Consider the following 24,037-nt stretch of genomic DNA (forward strand, 5'->3'; position numbering starts at 1 on the left):
AACGGCATGACCCACCGGCGTTGGTTCACCCCCTGGCTGCTCGCCGGGCCCGCGATACTCTGGCTGGCCGTCTTCAACCTCTGGCCGGCCGTCAACACGGTGATCCTGTCCTTCACCAACGCCAAGCCCCTGGGCGGCGGGCAGTTCACCGGCCTGGAGAACTACGGGCGCCTGCTCGACGACGAACAGCTCGCCGACGCCCTGCTCAACAGCATCGTCTTCATGCTGGTCTGCCTGCCCCTGCTGACCATCCTGCCGCTGCTGCTCGCCCTGCTCGTCCAGCGCAAGGTCCCCGGCATAACCTTCTTCCGCACCGCCTTCTACACCCCGGTCATCGCCTCCGCCGTCGTGGTGGCGCTGATCTGGGGCTGGGTGCTGGACGACCGCGGCCTGGTCAACGGCCTGCTCCAGCAGTCCGGGATGGCCGACTCCCCGGTCGCCTTCCTCACCGACCGCTGGCTGCTGCTGTTCAGCGCGATCGCCCTGACCGTCTGGAAGGGCTTCGGCTACTACATGGTCATCTACCTGTCCGCCCTCGCCAACGTCCCGCGCGAACTGCACGAGGCGGCGGCCGTCGACGGCGCCAGCCCGATCCGCCGGTTCTGGCACGTCACCCTGCCCGGGGTGCGGCCGACCATGATGCTGGTCTCCGTCCTCATCTCGGTCAGCGCGCTGCGCGTCTTCTCCGAGCTGTACGTGCTCTCCCACGGCCAGGGCGGCCCGGGCGGGCGGGACATGTCGGTGGTGATGCTGATCCAGATGTACAGCCGCGGCTTCAACGGACACCTCGGCTACGCCTCCGCGCTCAGCCTGATGCTGTTCGTCATCACCCTCGGCCCGATGCTGCTGCTGATGCGCCTGAACCGGAAGGCGGCCTGAACCCCGTGACCTCCCCCCGTTCGAAGGCCGCCCGCCGCGCTCAAGACTCGCAGGGCTCGCAGGGACCCCGGGGCTCCCGGGGCTCCCAGGGCTCCCGGGGTTTCAACACCCCCTCCCCCGCCCAGACCGCCGGCCGCTACCTGCTCCTGGTGCTCGTCCTGCTCCTGGTGGTCGGGCCGTTCCTGTGGCAGCTCTCCACCTCCCTCAAGGGTCCCAACGAGGACGTCTACACCAGCACCCCCAGCTTCATCCCCGAACAGCTGACCTTCGGCAACTACGGCAAGGTCGCCGAGACCATCCCGGTCTGGACCTACGCCCTCAACTCGCTGATCGTCGCCGCCATCTGCATCACCGGCAACGTGGTCGGCTGCACCCTGGCCGGCTACGCGCTCGCCCGGCTGCGCTTCCGCGGCGCCAAGCTCGTCCTCGGCCTCTTCCTCGCCACCCTGGTGCTCCCCGGCGAGGTCACCATCGTCTCCCAGTACGTGCTGGTGCGCGGCCTCGGTCTGGCCGACAGCCTGACCGGCGTCGCCCTGCCCGGCGCGATCGCCATGCTCAACGTGCTGCTGATGCGCACCGCCTTCGCCGCCGTCCCGCTCGAACTCGACCAGGCCGCCCTGGTCGACGGCGCCACCGTGTGGCAGCGCCTCTGGCACATCAGCCTGCCCAACGTGCGCGGCATGCTCAGCGTGATCGTCATCTTCACCTTCATCGGCGCCTGGGACGACTTCCTCTGGCCACTGATCGTGCTCAACGACCCGCAGAAGTACACCCTCACCGTCGGACTCCAGTACCTCAACGGCACCTTCTCCGCGAACCCGCGGCTGATCGCGGCCGGCACCATGATCGCCTTCCTGCCGATCGTCGTGGTGTTCGGCGTCTGCCAGCGCTTCTTCTTCAAGGGCGTCGAGGAGGGAGCCGTCAAGGGTTAGGCCCGGTCCGACCGAGGACGTGTCCGACGATTCCTGACCCCACCGCCCGTTCGCCCCACACCCGTTGAGGAATCACCCGCCCATGAGCACCCCCGCACCGCAGCGCCCCCGGTTCGGCGTCAACTACACGCCCAGCGCCGGCTGGTTCCACCACTGGCTCGACTTCGACCTCGACGCCGTCCGCGCCGACTTCGACTCCATCGCCGCACTCGGCCTGGACCACGTCCGGGTCTTCCCGCTCTGGCCGCTGTTCCAGCCCAACCGCACCCTGATCCGGCCGCGCGCCGTCGAGCAGTTGGCGGCCCTGGTGGACGCGGCCGGCGAACGCGGCCTGGACGTCGCGGTGGACGGCCTCCAGGGCCACCTGTCGAGCTTCGACTTCCTGCCCTCCTGGACCCAGACCTGGCACCGGCGCAACATCTTCACCGACCCCGAGGTCCTCGACGGCCAGGCCGCCTACCTACGCACCCTCGCCGAGGCGCTGCACGAGCGGCCCAACTTCCTCGGCATGACGCTCGGCAACGAGATCAACCAGTTCTCCGGCGAACCGCACCCCGACCCCGACCGGATCACCCCCGGACAGGCCGACGCCTGGCTGCGCCGGATGCTCGACGCCTGCGAGCAGGGCGCGCCCGGCCGGATGCACCTGCACGCCTCCTACGACGCCGCCTGGTACCTGGACAAACACCCGTTCACCCCCTGGCACTCGGCCCGGATCGGCGCCGCCACCGCCGTGCACTCCTGGGTGTTCAACGGCACCGCCCAGCGCTACGGCGCCCACTCCACCGCCACCGCGCAGCACGCCGCCTACCTGGTCGAGCTCTCCAAGGCCTGGGCGGACGACCCGGCCCGCCCGGTCTGGCTCCAGGAGGTCGGCGCCCCCGCCCCGCACATCACCGCCGAGGACGCCGCCCGGTTCACCGGCGCCACGGTCGAGGCCGTGCTCGACTGCCCGGACGTGTGGGGCGTCACCTGGTGGTGCTCGCACGACGTGGACCGCTCGCTGGCCGACTTCCCCGAGCTGGAGTACAGCCTCGGCCTGCTCACCACCGACCGCGCGGTCAAGCCGGCCGGCGCCCGGCTGGCCGAGGCCGCCGCCGAGGCGCGCCGCTCCTGGCAGCCGCCCGAGCCGCGCACCACCGCCGTGGTGGTGGCCACCGGGGACGAGGTGACCGCGCCCAAGCGCTCGGTCTGCGGGCCCGGCGGCGCCGTCTACGAGGCGTTCATGCGCCTCGCCGAGGCGGGCGCCCGCCCGACCACCGTCCTCGCCGAGCACGCCGAGGACCAGGCCCACCTGGCCGCGCGCGGGATCACCGAGGTGGTCCACCCGGACGACGTACGGTCCCTGTAACCCTTCGCCTCAGCCGTTACCCCTCAGTCACGATCCTCACTCACGCCCCTCAGACACGCCCCTCAGTCACGCAACGGAGCCCGCTGACATGCACGATGACCGCACGCTGGTCGAGTCCCGCCTCAAGCGCGTCCTGGACGAGCGCATCCGCCCGGCCGTCTACCCCGAGTCCGTCCCGCTGGAGGTCGGCATCTGGACGGCACCCGGCGAGCCCGTCCCGGTCGCCGAGGGCCTGGCCGCGCCGCGCACCCCGATCGCGGTCAGCGACGCCTGGGGCGCGCCGTGGGGCACCAGCTGGATCACCGTGACCGGCACCGTGCCGCAGGCCTGGGCCGGGCGGACGGTCGAGGCGCTGATCGACCTCGGCTTCGACGCCAACATGCCCGGCTTCCAGTGCGAGGGCCTGGTCTACCGCCCGGACGGCACCCCGGTGAAGGGCCTCAACCCGCAGAACCAGTGGGTGCGCATCGCCGCCCCCGCGGCCGGCGGCGAGCAGGTCCTGCTGCACGTCGAGGCGGCCTCCAACCCGGTCATCCTGGACTACCACCCCTTCCTGCCCACCGAGTTGGGCGACAAGGACACCGCCGGCGACCAGCCGCAGTACAAGCTGACCCGGATGGACCTCGCCGTCTTCGACGAGACGGTCTGGCAGCTGGTGATCGACCTGGAGGTGCTCGGCGAGCTGATGGCCGAGCTGCCGGTGGACGGCGCCCGCCGCTGGGACGTCCTGCGCGCGGTCGAGCGGGCGCTCGACGCGATCGACCTCCAGGACGTCAACGGCACGGCGGCCGCCGCCCGTTCGGAGCTCGCCGGGGTGCTGGCCGCGCCCGCCGTGCCGTCCGCGCACCGGATCAGTGCGATCGGCCACGCCCACATCGACTCGGCCTGGCTCTGGCCGCTGCGCGAGACCGTCCGCAAGGTGGCGCGCACCACCGCCAACATGACCGCGCTGCTGGAGGACGAGCCGGACTTCCTCTACACCATGTCCCAGGCGCAGCAGTTCGCCTGGATCAAGGAGCACCGCCCCGAGGTGTACGCCCGGGTGCAGAAGGCCGTGGCGCAGGGCCGGTTCGTCCCGGCCGGCGGCATGTGGGTCGAGTCCGACACCAACATGCCCAGCTCGGAGGCGATGGCCCGGCAGTTCGTGCACGGCAAGCGGTTCTTCCTGGACGAGTTCGGGGTGGAGAACCACGAGGCGTGGCTGCCCGACACCTTCGGCTTCACCGGCGGCCTGCCGCAGATCATCCGCAACGCGGGCTCCAAGTGGCTGCTGACGCAGAAGATCTCGTGGAGCCAGATCAACAAGTTCCCGCACCACACCTTCCTCTGGGAGGGCATCGACGGGACGAGGATCTTCACCCACTTCCCGCCCGTGGACACCTACAACTGCTCCATGAAGGGCAGCGAGATCGCCCACGCGGCAAGGAACTTCAAGGACAAGGGAGTGGCCCGGCACTCGCTCGCCCCGACCGGCTGGGGCGACGGCGGCGGCGGCACCACCCGCGAGATGGTCGCCAAGGCGGGCCGGATGAAGGACCTGGAGGGCTCGGCCACCGTCCGCTGGGAGAAGCCCGCCGAGTTCTTCACCAAGGCCGAGGCCGAGTACCCGAACCCGCCGGTCTGGGTCGGCGAGCTCTACCTGGAGCTGCACCGGGCCACCCTGACCAGCCAGGCGAAGACCAAGCAGGGCAACCGGCGCAGCGAGAACCTACTACGCGAGGCCGAACTCTGGTGCGCCACGGCCTCGTTGCGCACCGGCGCGGCCTACCCGTACGAGCAGCTGGACCGGATCTGGAAGACCGTCCTGCTGCACCAGTTCCACGACATCCTGCCCGGCTCCTCCATCGCCTGGGTGCACCGCGAGGCCGAGGCGACGTACGCGGCGCTGGCCGCGGAGCTGGACTCGCTGATCGACGGCGCCCAGCAGGCCCTCGCCGGGGACACCGCCGGCGGGCGCGAGCTGGTGTTCAACTCGGCGCCGCACCCGCGCTCGGCCGTCCCGGCCGGCGGGGCCGCCCCGGCCGTGTTCGGCGCGGGCGCCTGCGAGGTCGTCGAGCGGCCCGAGGGCGGCTTCCTGCTGCGCAACGGGCTGCTGGACGTGGTCGTGGACGCCGACGGCCTGGTGGCGTCGGTGGTCGAGGTGGCGAGCGGCCGCGAGACCGTCGCCCCCGGCACCCGGGCCAACCTGCTCCAACTGCACCCGGACTTCCCCAACATGTGGGACGCCTGGGACGTCGACCAGTTCTACCGCAACACCGTCACCGACCTGACCGCCGTGGACGCGCTGACGGCGCTCTCCGCCCCCGACCAGGCCACCGTCCGGGTCGCGCGCTCCTTCGGCTCGTCCACCGTCGTCCAGACGCTCACCCTGCGGGCGGGCGAGCAGCGGCTCGACATCGACACCGAGGTCGACTGGCACGAGACCGAGAAGTTCCTCAAGGCCGCGTTCCCGCTGGACGTGCACACCGAGCGGTACGCCGCCGAGACCCAGTTCGGCCACCTCTACCGGCCCACCCACACCAACACCAGCTGGGACGCCGCCAAGTTCGAGGCCTGCAACCACCGCTTCGTCCACCTCGACGAGCCCGGCTGGGGCGTCGCCCTCGTCACCGCCTCCACCTACGGCCACGACGTCACCCGCGCCGTGCGCGACACCGACGGCGGCACCACCACCACGGTCCGCTTCTCGCTGCTGCGCGCGCCCCGCTTCCCCGACCCGAAGACCGACCAGGGCCTGCACCGCTTCCGGCACGCCCTCGTCCCGGGCGCGGCGATCGGCGACGCCGTCCGCGAGGGCTACCGGATCGGCCTGCCCGAGCGGCGCGTCACCGGCAGCGCCGAGCAGGTCGCGCCGCTGGTGCAGCTCGACAACGACGCGCTGGTGGTCAGCGCGGTCAAGCTCGCCGACGACCGCAGCGGCGACCTGATCGTCCGGGTCTACGAGGCCGGCGGCGGCCGTGCCCGTGGCCTGCTCACCACCTCCTACCCGCTGGCCGGCGCCGTCCCCTGCGACCTGCTGGAGCGGCCCTGGGACGGCACCCGCGGCGAGGTGGCCGTGGAGGACGGCGCGGTGCGGCTGGCGCTGCGGCCGTTCGAGCTGGTCACGCTGCGCCTGAGCGCGGCGGGCTGAGCACGGCGGGCTGAGCACGGCCGTCTGACGGCGGGGCCCTGCCGCTGGGGCCCCGCCGTTGGGGGCCCTGCCGTTGGGGCCCTGCCGTTGGGGGCCCCGCCGTTGGGGGCCCCGCACCCCCGCCCGCCGCGCCCCGCATGCCGCACTACGCTGATCGGCGCCCCGGCCCGCCCGCCGGGGCGCCACCCCCGCCCGAACCCGCCTGGAGCCCGCCGCGATGACCCTCACCCCGCCGCCCGCCGCCACCCCGCTGTTCGCCGCCGTGGACATCGGCGGCACCAAGATCGCCGGGGCGCTGGTCGACGGCCACGGGCGGCTGCGGCACCGGCTCCAACTGCCCACCCCGGCCCGGGAGCCGGGCGCGGCCGTGCTCGCCGTCGTGCACGAGGTGCTGGACCGGCTCGCCGGCACCGCCGACTGGGCCGCCGTGACGGCCGTCGGGATCGGCAGCGCCGGCCCGGTCGACCTCGCCGCCGGCACCGTCAGCCCCGTCAACATCCCCGGCTGGCGCGACTTCCCGCTAGTCGCCGAGGTCGCCTCGCACCCGGCGGTGGCCGCCCGGCGGCTGCCCGTCCACCTGGCCGGGGACGGCGTCGCGATGGCCGCCGCCGAGCACTGGCAGGGCGCCGCCCGGGGCGCGGCCAACGCGCTGTGCCTGGTGGTGTCGACCGGGGTCGGCGCCGGGCTGGTACTCGACGGCGCCGTCCGGCCCGGCCCCAGCGGCAACGCCGGCCACCTCGGCCACATCAGCGTCGACCTGGACGGCGAGCCCTGCCCGTGCGGCTCGCGCGGCTGCCTGGAGGGCCTCGCCAGCGGCACCGCGATCGCCCGCCGGGCCCTCGCCGAGGGCTGGCGCCCGGCCGGGGAGGACCGCTCGGCCCGGGCCGTCGCCACCGACGCCGAGGCGGGCGACCCGGTCGCGCTCGCCTCCTTCGACCGCGCTGCCCAGGCCCTCGCCGCCGGGATCGCCGCCACCGCGGCCCTGGTCGATCTCGACCGGGTGGTGGTCGGCGGCGGCGTCGCCACCGCCGGCGACGTCCTGTTCGCACCGCTCGCCCGCCACCTCGACCGCTACGCCACGCTGTCCTACATCCGCGGCCTCGACGTCCGCCGCGCCGAACTCGGCACCGATGCCGGGCTGATCGGCGCGGCCGCGCTCTGCCGCTGACCCGAACCCCTCGGAGGCCGCGCCATGTCGCTCCCGCCCTTCGCCCTGCTCCACAACCCGGTCCGCCCGTACGCGTGGGGCTCGCCCACCGCCATCCCCGCACTGACCGGCACCGCGCCGACCGGCGCCCCGCAGGCCGAACTGTGGATGGGCGCACACCCGTCGGCGCCCTCCGAGCTGCTGGCTCCGGACGGTGCCGGCGGGCCGCAGCCGCTGGACGAACTCATCCAGCGGTACCCGAACGCCATGCTCGGGCCGGACACCGTGGGGCGGTTCGGCCCGGCGCTGCCGTTCCTGTTCAAAGTGCTGGCCGCCGACCGGGCGCTCTCCCTCCAGGTCCACCCGACCCGGACCCAGGCGGCGGCCGGGTACGCGGCCGAGGAGGCCCGCGGGGTCCCGCTCGACGCACCCGAGCGGGTCTTCAAGGACCCCGGGCACAAGCCCGAACTCATCTGCGCCCTCGGGGACTTCGAAGCACTGTGCGGATTCCGCCCGGCCGCCGACACGGCCCGGCTGCTGGACGCGCTCGCCGTCCCGCTGCTCGCCCCCTGGGCGGACGACCTGCGCGCGCACCCCGCCGCCGAGGTCCTGCCCGCACTGCTGCGCCGGGTCCTGGCCGAGGACCGGCCCACCGGCCCCCAACTCCGCGACATCACCCGGTCTTTGCACCGGCTCGCGGCCGATGGCGGCCCGTTCGCCGAGGCCTGCGCCGGCTACGCCCGCGCCGCCGCGCAGTACCCCGGCGACCCGGGCCTGATCGCCGCGCTGCTGCTCAACCACGTCCGGCTCGCCGCGGGCCAGGCCCTCTACCTGGACGCCGGCGTGCCGCACGCCTACCTCCGGGGCGTGGGTGTGGAATTGATGGCCAACTCGGACAACGTGCTGCGCTGCGGGCTCACCCCCAAGCACGTCGACGTCGACGGCCTGCTGGCGGTCACGTCCTTCCACACCGGTGAACCGCAGGTCCTCACGGCGCTCCCAGGAGACCGATTCGAGGACGAATTCCCCTCCCCCGCCGAGGAGTTCCGACTCTCCCGGCTGCGCCCGGGCCCGGCCGCCGTCCGCGCCGAGCTGCCCACCCCGCAGATCCTGCTGTGCGCCGAGGGCCGCGCCCGACTGCACGCCCCCGGCTTCGCGGACCTCGACCTCCCCCGGGGCGCGTCCGTCTACCTGCGGCCGGGCGCCGGACCGGTCGAGCTGACCGGCCGGGGTGCGGAGCTGTTCCGGGCCACCACCGGCGCGCCGGCCCAGGCCGGCACCGGGTGGCCGAACAGCAGGTCGTAACCGTCCGGGAGCTGCTCGACCACACGGTCGACCAGTTCCCCCGGGGCCAGGTCGGCGAGGGTGCCGAGCACGGCCCCGATGTCCCACGGCCCAGTCGCCTCGGTCGCGCCGTCGATCCAGCCGACCACACCGCGCACGAAGCGCTCGGCGGTCAGCGGTTCGGCGGCGGGCCCGGCATCGCGCAGCAGCGGGGCGTACGCCTCGGGCAGCGCGTCGGCGAGCTCGGCCCGTTCGGCCCCGACCAGGTGCTCACCGAGCAGCGCGAGCACGACCCGGATGGCGTGCTCCGCCTCCGCCTCGCTCGGGTACTCCCCGCAGTCGACGACGCGGGCGCGGAAGTCCTCCGGGGAGATGGTCATCGCGTCCTCCTTCCGGTCGGCGGGGACCGGCTGCGCTCCGCCCGGAAGCCGGAGGCCGAGAGCCGCCGGCCCTCGCGCGGACGATCCGATGGCCCGATGGCCCGGTGGCCCGGTGGCCCGATGGCGGCGGACGGCTGGTGGCGGACGGCCCGTGGCGGACGGCTGGTGGCGGCGAGGTCCGGTCGGCTGCGCCGTCACGGTCCGTGACCGCCTGGGGTTCGCCGGTGCCCGTGCTGCTCAGCGTACTGCGGCACGGCGGCAGGGAGACCGGCCGGACGGATCGACGCCGTTGTCGATCACGTCGCCGGCCCGCGCCCTGCCCGGCGCGGGGCCACCAGGGGCCCGGGTGTCAGGCCGCCGAGGCCCGACACCGTCTGCGGGTGCGGTGCGGCAGAGCGGCGCCCGTGCGGGCCGCCACCCGCTGCGGCGGCGGCGCCGTGACCGGCACGGCCGGTGCGGTGGGCACAGCGGGCACAGCCGGCACGGCGGGGGCCCGCACCTCGTCCGGCATAAACGCCTCGAGAAAACGCCGCTCGTTCGAACTGAGTTTGCGCGAGCGGCCGGATTCACGGTCCCGCGCGACCACCACGGTCCTGGCCCGCATAAAGGTGTGCGGGTCACGGCAGACATCCACCACGATATGCGTGGAACTCCGCCCGATCCGTTCAACCGTCAACTGCACCGACAATGGCTCGGGCCGGTGGTACAACTGCTCCAGAAAATCGATCTCGTGTCGCGCGATAATGAATCCGGACGGGAACAGGGCGTCCCGGACGGCGGTCTCGTGGTGGCAGAACATGTCGTAAATCCCCTCCTGGACGTAGCCGACCAGCCGGGCGTTGTTGATGTGCCCGTTCTCGTCGACGTCGCTCCACCGGGTGGGGCAGGACAGCACGTGCACGCCCAGGTGCAGCGCGCTCACTGCTGCGTCAGCCCGGCGCCGGTCGCGGCGGGGAGCAGTGCCCGGCGCAACCTGGCGTAGTAACCGGACTGTTCCGCCGCCATCCGGGCCGCCGTCCAACCCTCCTCGGCCGCTTCCGCGGCGACCTGGACGACCAGGCTGTCGAGCACCGCGTCAACCGACCGGCAGAGTTCGGCGACCGCCGCGAGACGCTCGGTGACATCCGCGCCTCCGGCCGCGCCCCGGGCCGGGAAAGCGGCCAGCGATTCCGCCGCGAGTTGCAGGTCGTCGACGGTGTCCGGCATTTTCTCCGGCATGTTTTCCGGCATCAAATTCGACACGTTTTTCTCCATGACTCAATCCGGCCATTACGGCCCGGTAGCTAGTGTTCGAATACACCGAATCGGTGTCGGCCCCCCGACGCCTTCGACGCTATCCCAGCCGACACGGTGGACGGATGGTTTACGGACGGCGACGGGAAACTCACTTCTATTGGAGTAGTTTGCCGGGGTACACAATATGCCCCATCATCCGAATGCCGTCGGCAGAACGGGTGGCATCGCCGACCCGAACCCCGAAACCGGCACCTGCGCGTCGCAAATCTGCTACCAGCCTCCCCACCACCTCGCCTTGTAGAGATGCGTCCCGCGCAGGGTCCGCGTACCGTCCGGCCGGTGCAGGGTGATCACCGAGGTACACCAGGAGCACGGCCCGCTGTAGTCGGGGGCCACGGTCAGCAGCCGTCCGGTACCGGGCTCGTCCCCGACGCTCTTCACGTCCCGGACGGCTGCGGGGCCGTCCAGCCGCACGGCGGTGAAGCGGTCGGCCGCCGGGTCGTACCGCCACAGGCCGGTCAGCGTGCTCACCCAGAACCGCCCCGGCTCGGCCAGCACCGGCGCAAGGTCGTGCCCGCCGTGGTCGGGCAGCGGCGTCGACCGGACGGCGGTCAGGGTGGGCGCCGCCGGGGTGCCGCCCACCCGCAGCGCGGTCAGCACGTCGTCGCCGAGCACCCAGAGCAGGCCCGTCCGGCCGTCCCAGTGCACGCCGTGCGCGCCCGGGAGCGGGTAGCCGGCGTGGGCGGTGGCACGCGGCCCCTGCGAGGCCGCGTACAGCCGCACCCACCCGCCACCGCTCGCCGCGACCGCGACGTTGCCGTCCGGCAGCAGCTCGATGCTGTGCGGATTGGCCGCCCCGCCCAGGTCCGCCGCCCAGCGCGTCGCGCCGGTGGTGGTGTCCACGACGGCGGCCAGGCCGCCGGAGGCGGTGGTCAGCAGGTAGCGCCGGCCCTGCCGGACCCGGCTCTTCGCCTCGTCCGGATTCGTCCAGCTCCGCGCGGGCGTCAGGTCCGCGAGCCCGGCCGCCCGGTCGGCGCTCCAGCCCCACACGACCGGCAGCCGCCCCGGGCCCCGGTAGGCCATCAGCTCCTCGGCGCTCTGCAGCACCAGGACGCTACGGGACTCCTGGTCCACCACCACGACCGCCCACCCGGGCGACCTGGCCTGCGCGCCGGTCGCCGGCACGCAGAACAGCAGGACGCACAGGGCGCACAGGGCCGCCAGCCTTCTCCTCAGCACGCCCCCACCGTGCTTGCTCCCGGGCCGCTTTGCACGGTGGAGCGTCCGAACGGCCGTGGCGATCACGGTGGCGGATCCGGGGTGGCGGATCCGCCACCGTGATCGCCACCGTCCGGCGTGCTCGCCGCCGTCCGACCGCGCTCGCCACCGCCCGCGCCGCTACCTCCCGGAGACGACGTCCGCGACGCGGGCGATCGGCGAGGTGGCGGCCCGTCCGCCCGCCTCCTGGCGGTCCGCCGCGTGGTAGGCCGCGTACATCGCGTGCACCCCGATCCAGCGCAGCGGCTCGGGCTCCCAGCGGCGCACGGTGTGGCCCACCCAGGGCAGCCCGGTCAGCCCGGTGTCCCGCCCGAGGACCAGGTCGCGCAGGGTCCGGCCCGCCAGGTTCGTCGTGGTCACCCCGCTGCCGACGTACCCGCCCGCCCAGCCGAGACCACTCGCACGGTCCAGCTCCACCGTGGCGCACCAGTCCCGGGGCACGCCGAGCACGCCCGCCCAGGCGTGGTCGATCCGGGCGCTCGCGGCCGCCGGGAAGAAGCGGTTCAGGATCTGCCGGAGCTGGCGCACGGTCTCCACCTGGGTGCCGCCGTCGGCGTCCGTCCGCGAGCCGAACCGGTACGGCACACCCCGGCCGCCCAGTGCGATCCGGTCGTCCGCGGTGCGCTGCGCGTACATGTAGGCGTGCGCGAAGTCGCCCAGCACCTCGCGGCCCTGCCAGCCCGCGTCCGCCCAGAAGGCGGGCGGCAGCGGCTCGGTGGCGATCATCGCCGAGTTCATCGGCAGCCAGGTCCGCCGCTCGCCGCGCAGGCCGGCCGTGAAGCCCTCGGTCGCGCGCAGCACGTACTCGGCGGTCACCGTGCCCTGCGGCGTCACCGCGCGCGGCCGGGCGTACGCGGTGCCCGGCAGGATCGCCGTCACCGCCGTCCCCTCGTGCACCGCCACCCCGAGGTCCCGCACCACCCGCGCCAACCCGCGTACCAGCGCGGCCGGTTGGATCCGCGCACCGTACGGCGTCCAGGTACCGCCGAGGGCGCCCGCGACGGCGATCCGGTCGGCGGCCTCCTTCGCGCCCAGCAGCTCGACGCGACCCTCGCCGTACGCCCGCTCGGCGGCGGCGAAGGCCTTGAGCCGCTCCAACTGGGCTCTGTTCCTGGCGACTTCGAGCACCCCGCCGCGCACGATGTGCGCGTCGATCCGCTCGGCGGCGGCAACGTCCACGACCTCCCCGACCGCCTCGTCCATCGCCCGCTGCATCGCCGCCGCCGCACCCGGGCCGTACCGCTTCGCGAACGCGCCCCGGCCCGCGAAGCCGTTGTACAGCCACCCGCCGTTGCGCCCCGAGGCGCCGTAGCCGCAGAACCGGCGTTCCAGCACCGCGATCCGCAGCGACGGCTCCGCCTTCTTCAGGTAGTACGCCGTCCACAGCCCGGTGTACCCGCCGCCGACGATGCACACGTCCACATCCGCGCTCCCGGGCAACGCCGGCCCCGGCTCCGGCAACCCACTCGCCGCGTACCAGAACGACACCTCGCCGTTGACCGCCACCAGAACCTCCCACACCCGTCGCCGACCTGCCCGGACGCTACGCCGCACCGGTCACGCCGGAACACCCCCACACTGCCAAGATCCCCCCGCCCGGCCAGCCACCCTGTCAGACCACCAACAGCTCCAGCACCCACATCCAGCTGCACGCCCCCGGCATGAACTCCGCGACCCGCGCCCCCACCCTCCGTAGCCTCGCCAAGCTCGCGTCGCCCGACAACTGGATGGCCTGGGCGATCTTCTGGGCACGCACCGGGAGTACGGCCCGGTGCGTGAGTACCTGGCACGATTCGACGAAGCGAGCAGAATCCGGCTCCTGCTACTCGCCGACATCATCCCGTCACCTCGGGGAGGTTCATCGTGAGGCCCGCACCCACCGACACCGAAGCCTGGAACGCCTACCTCTCCGAAGGCAACGCCAGGCAGGCCCGCAAGCGCGTCTCGGCCGACGTCATCCTGCGAGACGTGAGCGGCTGTCTCCTGACCGTCAACCCGACCTACAAGGACGGCTGGGACCTGCCGGGCGGCATGGCCGAGGCCAACGAACCCCCTGACCAGGCAGCCGTGCGGGAGCTGCGGGAGGAGTTGGGCCTCGACATCGCCGTCCGTGCCCTCCTCGTCGTGGACTGGGTGGCGCCGCACGGGCCCTGGGACGACCAGATCGCGTTCATCTTCGACGCCGGAACCCTCGCCCCCGCCCTTGCCGCCAACGTCCGCCCCCATGACGACGAACTCTCCGAAGCACTCTTCCTCCCAGCACCCGAGGTGGCCGCCCGGCTGCGGGCGCGCCAACGCACCCGCCTCCAAGCAGCCCTCCGCGCACTCTCTGACGGTCGCACCCGCTACCTGCGGGACGGGGCGGAGCCATGGCAACTCTGACCCACCGTCACACACCAATGGCCGGATCGCAGTTCATACCCCGCAGGTCGTAGGCCGTCAGGACCACGGCTTCGGCCCGCGCTCCTCCTGCGCGCGGACGACCGTCGCCGGTGCCGCGTGGTGCCCTGGTGGTCCCGGGCGCGTCGGCCCGGCGAGAGGAGACGCTCCGTGAACCCGTCCACGCCGTACAGGATTCGACCGTTCCGGCTCAGCGCAGCGGCCGTCGCCGCAGGCGTCCTGCTGTTCGGCGTGGCCGCCGCGCCGGCGGCCCAGGCGGCGGGCCCCCGAGCCGACGTCGTCCAGCAGCGGCTCGACGCGCTGGTCCGGCAGGATGGTGTGCCCGGCGCGCTGGCCACCGTGCGGGACCGGAACGGGCACACCCGCACCTACACGGCCGGGGTGGGCGATCTGGCCACCGGCGCGGCGGTGCCCGTGGACGGGCAGGTCCGGGCGGGCAGCAACACCAAGTCCTTCACGGCCGTCGTCGTCCTGCAGCTCGTCGCCGAGGGCAAGGTCGATCTGGAGGCCTCCCTCGACACCTACCTGCCGGGTCTCGTGCGCGGCACCGGCGCAGGCGGCGAGATCGACGGGCGGAAGATCACCGTCCGCCAGATCCTCCAGCACACCAGCGGCCTGCCCGACTACACCCACTTCCTGCCCGACCAGAGCCTCTCCCAGTACCACGAGCCCCGCGATCTGCTCGACCTCGCGCTCGCCCAGAAGCCCGACTTCGAGCCCGGCACGGGCTGGAAGTACTGCAACACGGGCTACCTGATCGCCGGTCTGATCATCCAGAAGGTCACCGGGCGGCCCGCCGGCGAGGAGATCACCCGGCGGGTCATCGACCGCATCGGCCTGCGCCACACGTACTTCCCCGCCCAGGGCGACATGACGGTGCACGAGCGCCACCCGCACGGCTACGTCACCGAGAAGCCCGGTGACCAGCCGCTGGACGTCACCGAGCAGGACATGTCCTGGGCCTGGACGGCCGGCGCCCTGGTCTCCACGAACAGCGACCTCAACCGCTTCTTCCGTGCCCTGCTCGGCGGCGAGTTGCTGGCCCCGGCCCAGCTCGCCCAGATGCAGATCACCGTCCCCGCCGAGTACATGGGCCCCGGCGGCCGGTACGGGCTGGGGCTCGCCAGCCGCCCGCTGTCCTGCGGCGGCGTGTACTGGGGCCACGGCGGCACGCTCCCGGGCTACGCGACCCGCGGTGGTGTCACCGAGGACGGTCGCGCCGCCGACATCGCCGTCACCACCCTGCCCTCTGCCGATGTCAAGCAGCGCGTCGCCGACGCCGTCGACGCCGCGCTCTGCCGCTGAGGCGGTCAGGCACTCACACGCGAGAGCGGACCCCGGGCGACGACCGTGCCCGCCCCCGCGTCACGGGGCGGGCACGGTCGCTCATCCGCGGTCTCAGCCGATGGTGGATCCGGTGATGGGCTCGGAGAGTTCGACGGTCTTGCCGTTCAGGCCGGCCTTGACGAACTGCCAGGTGAGGCCGTTGATGACGCCCTGGCCGAGCGGGGCCAGCTGGGCGAAGGCGGGCTGGCTGAGGTCGAGGTGGCTGGCGTCGCAGGAGGGGCACTTGTCCCGGACGGGGACGGTGACGGTCTTGCCCTGGTAGCTGACCTTGACCGAAATGCCCTGACACAGGGGGTCGTTGTTGGGGTTGGCGCTGGTCCACCAGGTGTGGGAGACCGCGACGAGCATCTGGTTGGAGGCGTTGATCTGGGTGCCGCAGGCGCCGTAGCCGGCGTCGTTGTAGTAGGTGGCCTTGCCGGCCATGGGCGTGTTGATCGGTATCGCCGCGCTGGCGGTGCCGGCGGTGAGGGCGATGAGGGCGGCGGCCGCGAGCGGGGCGCCCGCGAGGATCCTGAGGTTCTTGCTGATGGCGCGCATGGTTCCCTCCGGTTCTTTAGCCATGGACATGACAGGCAGAAGTCGCCGAAGCCGCAGGGGGATTCAGCGAGACCGCCCGATGCCCGTCCGAGTGAAGAGAACGTATGCGCCCGACGGCGGTGTGGTCCAGACCGCCGCCATGTTGACATGAACACAAGTCAGGAATCTTTACCAATACGGCCGAAGGGGCGAAGATACGTGACCGCACCGCGCCGCAGGGTGTTGACAGGCCACCACGCCCACCCCCGGAGGCCCCGCCCCATGCGCACCGCACTCGCCGCACTGCTCCTCGGCGCCGCCCTGATCCCGGCCGCCGCCGCACCCGCCAACGCCGCACCCGTGCCCGTACCCCGCGCCGTGAACCAGGGCTACAGCATCCCCGTCGGCGCCGTCACCGACCTCGGCGCGCTGCCGGTGCTCGGCAGCCTCGGGCTGGACTTCGCCCGCCTGCTCGGGCAGTAGGGACGCGGACCCTTCAAAACCGGCCCCCTCACACCCGGACGCTGAACAGGCCGCCGGAGAGCGGCTGTTGGTCGGACCGGGCGGACGTGATGTAGAGCGTCCGCCCGTCCGGCCCGCCGAAGGCGCAACTGGTGACGCGCGGCACCGGCAGCTCGACCGACGCCAGCACCTCACCCTCCGGCGAGAGGCACCGGACCGCCCAGCCGTCCCAGAACGCCACCCACAGGTTGCCGTCGGCGTCGAGCGTCATGCCGTCCGGGTAACCCGGCAGGTGGGAGACGTCGAGCGTGCGGATCCGCTCGCCGAGGGGGCCGTGCTCGGGATAGGGGTAGAGGGCGATGCGGCGCGTGGTGGTGTCGATGTGCCAGAGCCGGTCGGGCTCCGGCCAGGCGAGGCCGTTGGGGATGTCGAGCCCGTCGAGGATCGCCCGGACGCCGCCGTCGCGCTCCAGCCGGTACAGCGATCCTGGCTCGCGCGGCTCCCCCCGCCCCATCGAGCCGGCGACCGGCCGGCCGTACGGGTCGGTCTTGCCGTCGTTCATCCGGCGGTCCTGGCGGTCGGCTTCGACGGCGGCGACCAGCGTGGTGCGGCCGGTGGCCGGGTCGAGCCGTTCGAAGCCGCGCTCGGTGGCGAGCATCAGTCCGCCGTCGCCGTACGGCATCAAGGTGCCGGGGGTGACGTCGAGTTCGACCGAGCTGATCGCGCCCGAGGCCGGGTCCAGGGTGAGCACCCGCCGGTCGGGGATGCCGATCCAGCGCAGCAGTTGCGCGGACTGGTCCCACAGCGGGCCCTCGCCCAGCTCCAGGTACGGTGTGTCGGCGACCGGTTCGGCACGCACAGCGGGGCCCTCCTCGAACAAGGTGTCAGCGCAGCAGGGCTTCGGGCAGCATCGCGGTCATTCCGCCGTCCACGGCAAGGCAGGCACCACTGATGAACGAGGATTCCTCACCCGCCAGGAAGCCGACCACCCGCGCGACCTCGGCCGCACTGCCGAACCGCCCCAGTGGGGACGACCGTAGCATCGCGGCGCTCGGCTGCGGATCCGTCCACCAACTGATCGGCACGGCCCCCCTTCCAGGGCATCGGCGTCGACGTCGACCGCAAGTCCCCGGTGTCCTGGCCGGTGTACGAGCGCCACCGCTCCCTCCGCTGCACCGGCGGCCTGCACTCCGTCACCTACCTGCCCGGTGGCCCTGGCGTGTTGGTGGCCCCGGCGTGTTGGTGGCCCTGGTGGATCTTCCCCGGAAGGCCCGCCGGGACCGCCCCCACCCGGGTTAGGCTCGATCCGCGCGGCGGCCGTCCGCGCACCGACCGAGGGGGAGCGTGTGATCGGGGACCTGCTGCCGGACGCCGTCGTGACCGAGGTGTCCTACGACGACCCGCCGGAGGCCCGGCTGGAACCGGCCGAGGAGGCCGCCGTCGTCCAGGCGGTGGCCAAGCGCCGCCGGGAGTTCACCACCGTCCGCCACTGCGCCCGCACCGCCCTCAACCGCCTCGGCATCCCCTACCGCCCGCTGGTCCCCGGCCTGCGCGGTGCCCCGAGCTGGCCCGACGGCGTCGTCGGCAGCCTCACCCACTGCGAGGGCTTCCGAGCGGCGGCCGTCGCCCGCTCCGGCGACCTCGCCTCGGTCGGCATCGACGCCGAGCCCGCCCTGCCGCTCCCGGACGACGTCCTGGACGTCATCGCGCTGCCCGAGGAGGGGAAGCGGATCGTCGACCTGCTCGCCGAGCACCCCGGCACCCCGTGGGACCGCATCCTGTTCAGCGCCAAGGAGTCCGTGTACAAGGCGTGGTTCCCGCTCACCGAGCAGTTCCTGGACTTCAGCGAGGCCGACCTGGTCCTCTCCCCCGACGGCTCCTTCACCGCCCGCCTGCTGGTCCCCGGCCCGAACGTCAACGGCCGCCGCATCGAGGGCTTCGAGGGCCGCTGGGCCGTCGGTGACGGGCTGCTCGCCACCGCCATCGCGGTCGCCCGGTAGTCCGGCGCACCGACGACCGCACTCGGCATATCCTCGACCCCGTGACCGTGACCTATGTGATAGCTGGCACCCGGATCCACACGCTGGACGACTTCTGGGACGTGGTCGGTGAGACCATCGGCAGCGACGGCTACTTCGGCCGGAACCTCGACGCCTTCGCCGACTGCCTGCGCGGCGGCTACGGCACCCCCGAGGACGGCGACTACCTGATCGAGTGGCGCGACCACGCGGTCTCCCGCCGCAACCTCGGCTACCCGGAGACGGTCCGCCAGCTGGAACTGCGGCTGGCCCACTGCCACCCCGCCAACCGCGAGCACGTCCGCGCCGACCTCGCCGCCGCCCGGGCCGGCAAGGGGCCGACGGTGTTCGACTGGCTGGTCCGGATCATCGAGGAGGAGCACCCGGGAGGCCTCCGACTGGCCTAACGCCGCAACGCGCCGCCCCCGCACCTCACCGCAGCACGTCCGACAGCCGGACGAAGCGCCGCCCCGCCGCCAGCAGCCCCGGCACCGCCGCCACCACCCCGGGGGCGGTGCCGCCGCCCGGGTGGTTCATGTGGCAGATCACGATCGCCCCCGGCGGGGCCGCCGCGAGCTCCTGCCGCACCTCGGCGGCGCTGAGCGTCGCCCCGCCGTCGCCGTTCACCGTGAAGCCCGCGGCGCGTTCCCCCAGGTCGGCGACCACCCGGGCGGCGACGTCGTCGTAGTGCGCGGTGCCGGAGCGGAAGAACCGCACCGGGTGGCCGAGCAGCCCGGCGAGCTTGTGCGCGTTGCCCGCGACCTCGTCGTACACCTCGCCGACGCCACCGGTGCCGGCGATGCCGTAGGCGGAGCGGCCGGTGACCGAGAGCGGGCGGTGGACGGTGCCGTGGTTGCCGATCTCGAAGAGCGGATCGGCGGCAAGCTGCTTGAACACGTCCGGGTTGGCGTCGATCCAGCGGGCGTTCAGGAAGAGCGTGGCGGGGACGGAACGTTTCCGCAGGAAGTCGATCAGGTCGGCGTCGTACCCGTTCCCGCCGGGGCCGCCGCAGGCGTCGAAGGTGAGCGCCGTCGCGCTCTCGCCGGCGGGCAGCTTGGTGGTCACCCCGGTGACCTCCATCCCCCACTCCTTCGGCGCGGTGCCGACGTACCGGGCGATCAGCTCGGCCCGGGTCGGCTCCCGGCTCGCGGTCGCAGCGGTCGGGGCGGGCGGGGCGGGCGGGGCCGTCGTCGGGGGCTCCGACGGCGTCGCCTCCGATATCGCCGAGGCCCCGGAGGCCCCGGAGACCTCTGCGGCCGAAGCGGAGGCCTCCGGGGCTTCCGGGGCCGCCGCCCCGCCGCCCGCCGAGGACCCGCACCCCGCCAGCGTGCTCCCGGCCACCGCCGCCAGCAGCGCCCGCCGACTCAGTGCCACACCCGTCTCCTCCGCGATGACCCGATCCGCTCGTTATGAATATGAACGGACTAATCGTCATCGCCCGCAACTCGCCGACCCGGCCGACGCCGACCCCCTTCACCGACCCGCCCCCCGCCCGTGGGCCCCGGCTCACCCCTGATTCACCACCACGGGTAAGGAGCCGAACGGACCCGCCCGCCCCGACCCGGAGGACCCGATGCCCGCCGACCACGACACCCCACGCCCCGCCCGCCGCGACCTCCTCCGCACCGGCCTCACCACCGGAGCCGCCGCCGCCCTCGGCCTCACCGCGACCACCCCCGCCGCCGCCTCCGCACCCGGCGCCCCCGCCACCCCGGGCACCCCGGGCACCCCCAGCGCCCCCAGCGCCCCCGGCACCGAACGGACCCTCACCCTCACCGGCCACCTCCCCACCGGCGCCCCCGACTTCGTCTACCTCCCCGTCGAAGTCCCCGCCGGCGTCCGCGAGATCGCCGTCAGCTACGGCTACGACAAGCCCCCGGTCCCGGCCGGCACCCCCGGCAACTCCTGCGACATCGGCATCTTCGACGAACGCGGCACCGACCTCGGCGGCCCCGGCTTCCGCGGCTGGTCCGGCGGTTTCCGCACCGAGTTCAGCCTCGCCCGCGACGCCGCGACCCCCGGCTACCTCCCCGGCCCGATCAACCCGGGCACCTGGCACCTCGCCCTCGGCCCCTACCAGATCGCGCCGCAGGGGCTGGACTACCACGTGCAGGTCACCCTCCGGTTCGGCGCCCCCGGGCCGGCGTTCGCCCCGCACTACCCGTCCGAGCGGGCCCGCGGCCGCGGCCGCGCCTGGTACCGGGGCGACTGCCACCTGCACACCGTGCACTCCGACGGCCGGCGCCTCCCGGAGGAGGTGGCCGCCGGCGCCCGCGCGGCCGGCCTGGACTTCATCGTCTCCACCGACCACAACACCAGCTCCTCGCACGCGGTCTGGGGCCCGCTGGCCGGCCCCGACCTGCTGATCATCCCGGGCGAGGAGATCACCACCCGCAACGGCCACTGGCTGGCCCTCGGCCTCGAAGCGGGCCAGTTCGTCGACTGGCGCTACCGCTCCCGCGACGAGGAGTACCCGCGCTTCGTCCGTCAGGTCCATCGCGCCGGCGGCCTGGTGGTGCCCGCGCACCCGTACTGCCCGTACGTCGCCTGCCAGTGGAAGTTCGGCTACGAGCAGGCCGACGGCGTCGAGGTGTGGAACGGGCCCTGGACGTACGACGACGAGTCCGCGGTCGACACCTGGGACGGCCGGCTCGCCGTCGCCCTGCGCGAGGGCCGTTCCTGGCTGCCCGCCCTGGGCAACAGCGACGCGCACAGCGCCCCGCAGGTCATCGGCTCCCCGCACAACGTCGTCCTGGCCGAGGACCTCACCCGGGACGCGATCCTCGACGGGCTGCGCGACGGGCGCAGCTGGCTCACCGAATCCGCCGCCGTCCAGCTGGAGTTCACCGTCACCGGGCACGGCCGCCGGGTCGGCATCGGCGAGGAGCTGGCCGTCCCGGCGGACGCCCCGCTGGACGTCCGGCTCACCGTCTCCGGCGTCCCCGGCGGGACGGTCCGCCTCCTCACCGACGAGGGCCAGCTGCACCAGGAGTCACTGCCCGCCGACGGCTCCGGCACGGTGGTCTGGCGCACCACCGCCTCGCTCGCCGCCTACGTCCGGGCCGAGGTCCGCCACCCGAAGCCGGACGGGTCGCCCGGCAAGGGCAACGCGATGGGCCCGGACCTCCCCTGGGGTCCGATGGCGGCCCTCACCAACCCGATCGTGCTGCGCGTCGAGGACCGCTGAGGCGTCCGGAGCAGGAGTGGGGACGACTCGGGGCACCGGCGTGGACTAGGTTGATCCCCGAAAGCACCAGTCGTAGGGACGAGGCGGTCGGCTGTCCGTATCCGGGCCGGCCGGCCCTTCCGCACTCCGACCGCCTCGCCCCGGCTACCCGTCCGTCCCCGGCCCGCGAAGGGATCAGCAGCTGTGAACCGTACGACCGTAGGTGGGCCGGAGCTCGGGGGCGGCCGGGGCGCCGGCGGCGTCCTCGTCCTCGTCGACCCGGCCGGGGCCGGCCAGAGCCCGGTCGCGAGCCGGCTCGCGGAGGAGCTGCACCCGAGCGTCCACCTGCGTGCGCACGACTTCCTGCGGGTCATCCGGCGCGGCCAGCTCCCGCCGCACCTCCCCGAGGCCGAGCGGCAGAACACCACCGCCCTCGCCGCCGCCGCGCAGGCCGCCTTCGCCTACGCGACCGGCGGCTACCAGGTCATCGTCGAGTGCCCGGCCGCCCCGCCCACCCTGGACACCTTCCGCCGCGAGAGCCGCACCACCGGCGCCGCCCTCCACCTCGTCGTCCTCCAGCCCACTCCGGGCGCCGTCCCCGGCCCGCACACCCTGGACACCAGCTCCCTCACCCCCGTCGGCGCCGCCGAGTCCATCCTCGCCGCCCTCACCCGCCGCACCCACCTGCTCGGCTGGTGACCCCGCGGGGTGCCCGAGGCCCCGGCCCCGGGCACCCGGCGCGCACGGCTACGCCCCCACCACCCCGTCGATCGCCTCCCGCAGGAAGTCGGCGTGCCCGTTGTGCCGGGCGTACTCGTGGATCAGGTGCAGCATCACCAGCCGCAGCGACACGTCGGCGTCCCACCGGGCCTGGTAGCCGGTGACGTCGAGGGTCTCGGCGGCGCGCTCGATGCGGCGCGCGTGTTCGACCTCGGCCTGCCAGACGGCGAAGGCCTCGGCCCGGGTGGCGCCGGTGGCGTCGTACGCGGCCTGGAAGTCGCCGTCCGGCGACCAGACCAGCGGGACGTCCTCGCCGTCGATCACCCTGCGGAACCAGGTGCGCTCCACCTCCGCCATGTGCCGGACCAGCCCGAGCAGGGTCAGGGTGGACGGCGGGCTGGAGCGCCGGCGCAGCTGCTCGTCGGTGAGGCCCTCGCACTTCAGGGCGAGGGTCGCCCGGTGGAAGTCCAGGAAGCCGCGCAGCATCTCGCGCTCGCCGCCGCTGAGCGGCGGTGCGGGGCGCTGGTCAGGGATGTTCACGGTGTCGCTCTCCTCAAACCCTCGGGAATCCTCGCGGACTGTAGCGAACCGGCCGTCCGCGCCCGGTAGCCGCCCCCGGTAGTGCGGCGGTGTTCTGAGCCCCCCGGGCCACCTCCGCGCCCCTTTCCCGCCCCGGACCGGGGTCCATCACGTACCGTGTTCGGATCACCACCGGTTTGGGTACGTACCTCGGCGCGCCCGACGGGCGCCGAGCACCGCGGTGCCGGTCACAGCGCCGCCACATCGTCACGCAGCACGTTCAGCGTCCCCGGTCCGGGGTCGTCACTCCACCGCCGAGACCGGGTACATCACACACCGGGAGACCGACCATCATGAGCCACGACCACATCCCCGCCCCCGTACGCCGGACCTACGGTGCCGGCGATCTGTCCCAGGCCGCGAGCTTCGCCGGTGGATTCATCAACTTCGGCTACTGGCAGGACATGGACCTCACCGCCCCGACGACCGAGGACCGGGTCCACAGCCAGGAACAGCTCTACCGCCGGGTCCTGCGGGAGTTCGCGGAGCCACGTGAGCGGCTGCGGCTGGCCGAGGTCGGCTGCGGGCGCGGGCTCGGCGCGGCGCTCGCCCTGCGCGAGTTCCGGTTCGGGGGCGTGACCGGCGTCGACATCCACCCCGACCAGATCGAGCGCGCCCGCGCCGTCAACGCCAAAGCCCTGGCCACCTACCCCGATCGGCTGGCCTACACCTTCGGATCGGCCAACCAACTCCCCTTCGCCGACGGCTCCCTGGACGGCGCCTACTCGGTCGAGGCCGCCCAGCACTTCCGCGAACTCACCGGCTTCGCCCGCGAGACCGCCCGCGTCCTACGCCCGGGCGGCCGGCTCGTCGTGACCACCTTCTTCGCCGCCGCCGGACCGGACATCACCGAGCGCCTGAGCATCCTCCTCGCCAGCTTCGCCGACGGCCTCGACGTCCCCCACCCCCTCGCCGCCTTCACCAGCGACCTCACCGCGGCCGGCTTCACCACCATCACCACCGAGTCCATCGGCGACGCCGTCTGGCCCGGCCTCGACCGCTACCTCACCGACGCCGTCCCTCCCGGTCACTGGAGCCGCAACTTCCTCCCCGCCTGGCGCAGCGGCCTCCTCGACTACCACGTCGTCACCGCCACCCGGCCCGGGCCGGCGGAAACGGCCCGCCAGCCGATCTGACGAGCCGTCCTGCCCCCGGTACGTCGCGGGGCCCTGACGCCCCCTCCGCCGTCCGCGCCAGGCCCGGCGGGCGCCC

At 73.6% G+C, this 24,037-nt stretch carries 24 protein-coding genes; 14 read left to right on the forward strand and 10 right to left on the reverse strand.

What is annotated here, in order from left to right; all coding sequences use genetic code 11:
* Positions 1 to 6: 6 nt before the first annotated feature.
* The 6 genes from A6F73_RS03540 to manA all read left to right on the forward strand — a co-directional run bounded on the left by A6F73_RS03540 (position 7) and on the right by manA (position 8,744).
* Positions 7 to 879, forward strand: a complete 873-nt coding sequence (locus A6F73_RS03540; protein WP_063346403.1) for a sugar ABC transporter permease — start codon at positions 7 to 9, stop codon at positions 877 to 879.
* A 5-nt stretch (positions 880 to 884) separates the two neighbouring features.
* Positions 885 to 1,811, forward strand: a complete 927-nt coding sequence (locus A6F73_RS03545; protein ID WP_208869049.1) for a carbohydrate ABC transporter permease — start codon at positions 885 to 887, stop codon at positions 1,809 to 1,811.
* An 82-nt stretch (positions 1,812 to 1,893) separates the two neighbouring features.
* On the forward strand, positions 1,894 to 3,162 hold the full coding sequence (locus tag A6F73_RS03550; RefSeq protein WP_063346404.1) for a hypothetical protein: 1,269 nt from the start codon (positions 1,894 to 1,896) through the stop codon (positions 3,160 to 3,162).
* A gap of 88 nt (positions 3,163 to 3,250) precedes the next feature.
* Entirely contained in the window at positions 3,251 to 6,292 is a 3,042-nt protein-coding gene (locus tag A6F73_RS03555) for a glycoside hydrolase family 38 C-terminal domain-containing protein (protein ID WP_063346405.1), read from the forward strand.
* Positions 6,293 to 6,509: 217 nt separating this feature from the next.
* Complete coding sequence (locus tag A6F73_RS03560) at positions 6,510 to 7,460, forward strand: ROK family protein (RefSeq protein ID WP_063346406.1); 951 nt, start codon at positions 6,510 to 6,512, stop codon at positions 7,458 to 7,460.
* A gap of 24 nt (positions 7,461 to 7,484) precedes the next feature.
* Positions 7,485 to 8,744 carry a mannose-6-phosphate isomerase, class I gene (manA, locus tag A6F73_RS03565; RefSeq protein ID WP_063346407.1) on the forward strand — a complete coding sequence of 420 codons (1,260 nt, stop codon included), beginning with the start codon at positions 7,485 to 7,487 and terminating at the stop codon, positions 8,742 to 8,744.
* Here manA and A6F73_RS38995 read toward each other — a convergent pair.
* The 5 genes from A6F73_RS38995 to A6F73_RS03590 form a co-directional block, all read right to left on the reverse strand.
* Positions 8,627 to 9,103, reverse strand: coding sequence for a DUF2267 domain-containing protein (locus tag A6F73_RS38995; RefSeq protein ID WP_079135401.1), 477 nt, complete (start codon positions 9,101 to 9,103; stop codon positions 8,627 to 8,629). The genes manA and A6F73_RS38995 overlap by 118 nt on opposite strands.
* Positions 9,104 to 9,452: 349 nt before the next feature.
* The gene (locus tag A6F73_RS03575) at positions 9,453 to 10,025 is read right to left on the reverse strand and encodes a thioesterase family protein (protein WP_063346409.1); all 573 of its coding nucleotides are present in this window, start codon (positions 10,023 to 10,025) and stop codon (positions 9,453 to 9,455) included.
* Positions 10,022 to 10,357, reverse strand: a complete 336-nt coding sequence (locus A6F73_RS03580) for a hypothetical protein (protein WP_063346410.1) — start codon at positions 10,355 to 10,357, stop codon at positions 10,022 to 10,024. The genes A6F73_RS03575 and A6F73_RS03580 overlap by 4 nt, the downstream gene beginning before the upstream one ends.
* 252 nt (positions 10,358 to 10,609) lie before the next feature.
* Complete coding sequence (locus A6F73_RS03585) at positions 10,610 to 11,578, reverse strand: DUF6528 family protein (RefSeq protein WP_063346411.1); 969 nt, start codon at positions 11,576 to 11,578, stop codon at positions 10,610 to 10,612.
* A 159-nt stretch (positions 11,579 to 11,737) separates the two neighbouring features.
* Positions 11,738 to 13,126 carry an FAD-binding oxidoreductase gene (locus A6F73_RS03590; RefSeq protein ID WP_063350913.1) on the reverse strand — a complete coding sequence of 463 codons (1,389 nt, stop codon included), beginning with the start codon at positions 13,124 to 13,126 and terminating at the stop codon, positions 11,738 to 11,740.
* A 354-nt stretch (positions 13,127 to 13,480) separates the two neighbouring features.
* On the opposite strand from A6F73_RS03590, the gene A6F73_RS03595 reads away from it, so the two are divergent.
* Both A6F73_RS03595 and A6F73_RS03600 read left to right on the forward strand, forming a co-directional pair.
* Complete coding sequence (locus A6F73_RS03595) at positions 13,481 to 13,999, forward strand: NUDIX hydrolase (RefSeq protein ID WP_063346412.1); 519 nt, start codon at positions 13,481 to 13,483, stop codon at positions 13,997 to 13,999.
* 168 nt (positions 14,000 to 14,167) lie between these two features.
* Positions 14,168 to 15,322, forward strand: a complete 1,155-nt coding sequence (locus A6F73_RS03600) for a serine hydrolase domain-containing protein (protein WP_063346413.1) — start codon at positions 14,168 to 14,170, stop codon at positions 15,320 to 15,322.
* A gap of 93 nt (positions 15,323 to 15,415) precedes the next feature.
* On the opposite strand, the gene A6F73_RS03605 is transcribed toward A6F73_RS03600, so the two are convergent.
* Positions 15,416 to 15,901, reverse strand: coding sequence for a cysteine/serine endopeptidase inhibitor (locus tag A6F73_RS03605; RefSeq protein ID WP_063346414.1), 486 nt, complete (start codon positions 15,899 to 15,901; stop codon positions 15,416 to 15,418).
* Positions 15,902 to 16,162: 261 nt separating this feature from the next.
* Between A6F73_RS03605 and A6F73_RS03610 the strand changes: the two genes are divergently transcribed.
* On the forward strand, positions 16,163 to 16,363 hold the full coding sequence (locus A6F73_RS03610) for a hypothetical protein (protein ID WP_063346415.1): 201 nt from the start codon (positions 16,163 to 16,165) through the stop codon (positions 16,361 to 16,363).
* A 28-nt stretch (positions 16,364 to 16,391) separates the two neighbouring features.
* Here A6F73_RS03610 and A6F73_RS03615 read toward each other — a convergent pair whose 3' ends face one another.
* On the reverse strand, positions 16,392 to 17,201 hold the full coding sequence (locus tag A6F73_RS03615; RefSeq protein WP_063346416.1) for an SMP-30/gluconolactonase/LRE family protein: 810 nt from the start codon (positions 17,199 to 17,201) through the stop codon (positions 16,392 to 16,394).
* A 25-nt stretch (positions 17,202 to 17,226) separates the two neighbouring features.
* Complete coding sequence (locus tag A6F73_RS03620) at positions 17,227 to 17,385, reverse strand: SDR family oxidoreductase (protein WP_079136189.1); 159 nt, start codon at positions 17,383 to 17,385, stop codon at positions 17,227 to 17,229.
* A gap of 303 nt (positions 17,386 to 17,688) precedes the next feature.
* Between A6F73_RS03620 and A6F73_RS03625 the strand changes: the two genes are divergently transcribed.
* The gene (locus A6F73_RS03625; protein WP_063346418.1) at positions 17,689 to 18,342 is read left to right on the forward strand and encodes a 4'-phosphopantetheinyl transferase superfamily protein; all 654 of its coding nucleotides are present in this window, start codon (positions 17,689 to 17,691) and stop codon (positions 18,340 to 18,342) included.
* A gap of 41 nt (positions 18,343 to 18,383) precedes the next feature.
* Positions 18,384 to 18,767 (forward strand): barstar family protein, encoded by a 384-nt coding sequence (locus tag A6F73_RS03630; RefSeq protein WP_063346419.1) that lies wholly within the window; start codon positions 18,384 to 18,386, stop codon positions 18,765 to 18,767.
* Between the two features lie 25 nt (positions 18,768 to 18,792).
* Here A6F73_RS03630 and A6F73_RS03635 read toward each other — a convergent pair whose 3' ends face one another.
* Positions 18,793 to 19,734, reverse strand: coding sequence for a polysaccharide deacetylase family protein (locus A6F73_RS03635; protein WP_063346420.1), 942 nt, complete (start codon positions 19,732 to 19,734; stop codon positions 18,793 to 18,795).
* A 199-nt stretch (positions 19,735 to 19,933) separates the two neighbouring features.
* On the opposite strand from A6F73_RS03635, the gene A6F73_RS03640 reads away from it, so the two are divergent.
* Complete coding sequence (locus A6F73_RS03640) at positions 19,934 to 21,547, forward strand: CehA/McbA family metallohydrolase (RefSeq protein ID WP_063346421.1); 1,614 nt, start codon at positions 19,934 to 19,936, stop codon at positions 21,545 to 21,547.
* Between the two features lie 183 nt (positions 21,548 to 21,730).
* Complete coding sequence (locus A6F73_RS03645) at positions 21,731 to 22,225, forward strand: hypothetical protein (protein WP_063346422.1); 495 nt, start codon at positions 21,731 to 21,733, stop codon at positions 22,223 to 22,225.
* Between the two features lie 48 nt (positions 22,226 to 22,273).
* Here A6F73_RS03645 and A6F73_RS03650 read toward each other — a convergent pair whose 3' ends face one another.
* Entirely contained in the window at positions 22,274 to 22,780 is a 507-nt protein-coding gene (locus A6F73_RS03650; protein ID WP_107453004.1) for a DinB family protein, read from the reverse strand.
* A gap of 338 nt (positions 22,781 to 23,118) precedes the next feature.
* Here A6F73_RS03650 and A6F73_RS03655 point away from each other — a divergent pair, with 338 nt between their 5' ends.
* Positions 23,119 to 23,961: a class I SAM-dependent methyltransferase gene (locus A6F73_RS03655; RefSeq protein ID WP_063346423.1), complete on the forward strand. Its 843-nt coding sequence runs from the start codon at positions 23,119 to 23,121 to the stop codon at positions 23,959 to 23,961.
* The last annotated feature ends 76 nt before the right edge of the window (positions 23,962 to 24,037 follow it).

Source organism: Streptomyces sp. MJM8645 (assembly GCF_001625365.1).
Lineage (GTDB): Bacteria > Actinomycetota > Actinomycetes > Streptomycetales > Streptomycetaceae > Kitasatospora.

What these genes read in the sequence shown, in the direction of transcription:
- A6F73_RS03550 (WP_063346404.1), top strand. Translation starts at nt 1,894, where the DNA reads ATGAGCACCCCCGCACCGCAGCGCCCCCGGTTCGGCGTCAACTACACG.
- A6F73_RS03560 (WP_063346406.1), top strand. Translation starts at nt 6,510, where the DNA reads ATGACCCTCACCCCGCCGCCCGCCGCCACCCCGCTGTTCGCCGCCGTG.
- A6F73_RS03605 (WP_063346414.1), bottom strand. Translation starts at nt 15,901, where the DNA reads ATGCGCGCCATCAGCAAGAACCTCAGGATCCTCGCGGGCGCCCCGCTC.
- manA (WP_063346407.1), top strand. Translation starts at nt 7,485, where the DNA reads ATGTCGCTCCCGCCCTTCGCCCTGCTCCACAACCCGGTCCGCCCGTAC.
- A6F73_RS03640 (WP_063346421.1), top strand. Translation starts at nt 19,934, where the DNA reads ATGCCCGCCGACCACGACACCCCACGCCCCGCCCGCCGCGACCTCCTC.
- A6F73_RS03655 (WP_063346423.1), top strand. Translation starts at nt 23,119, where the DNA reads ATGAGCCACGACCACATCCCCGCCCCCGTACGCCGGACCTACGGTGCC.
- A6F73_RS03610 (WP_063346415.1), top strand. Translation starts at nt 16,163, where the DNA reads ATGCGCACCGCACTCGCCGCACTGCTCCTCGGCGCCGCCCTGATCCCG.
- A6F73_RS03580 (WP_063346410.1), bottom strand. Translation starts at nt 10,357, where the DNA reads ATGGAGAAAAACGTGTCGAATTTGATGCCGGAAAACATGCCGGAGAAA.
- A6F73_RS03555 (WP_063346405.1), top strand. Translation starts at nt 3,251, where the DNA reads ATGCACGATGACCGCACGCTGGTCGAGTCCCGCCTCAAGCGCGTCCTG.
- A6F73_RS03620 (WP_079136189.1), bottom strand. Translation starts at nt 17,385, where the DNA reads ATGCTACGGTCGTCCCCACTGGGGCGGTTCGGCAGTGCGGCCGAGGTC.
- A6F73_RS03540 (WP_063346403.1), top strand. Translation starts at nt 7, where the DNA reads ATGACCCACCGGCGTTGGTTCACCCCCTGGCTGCTCGCCGGGCCCGCG.
- A6F73_RS38995 (WP_079135401.1), bottom strand. Translation starts at nt 9,103, where the DNA reads ATGACCATCTCCCCGGAGGACTTCCGCGCCCGCGTCGTCGACTGCGGG.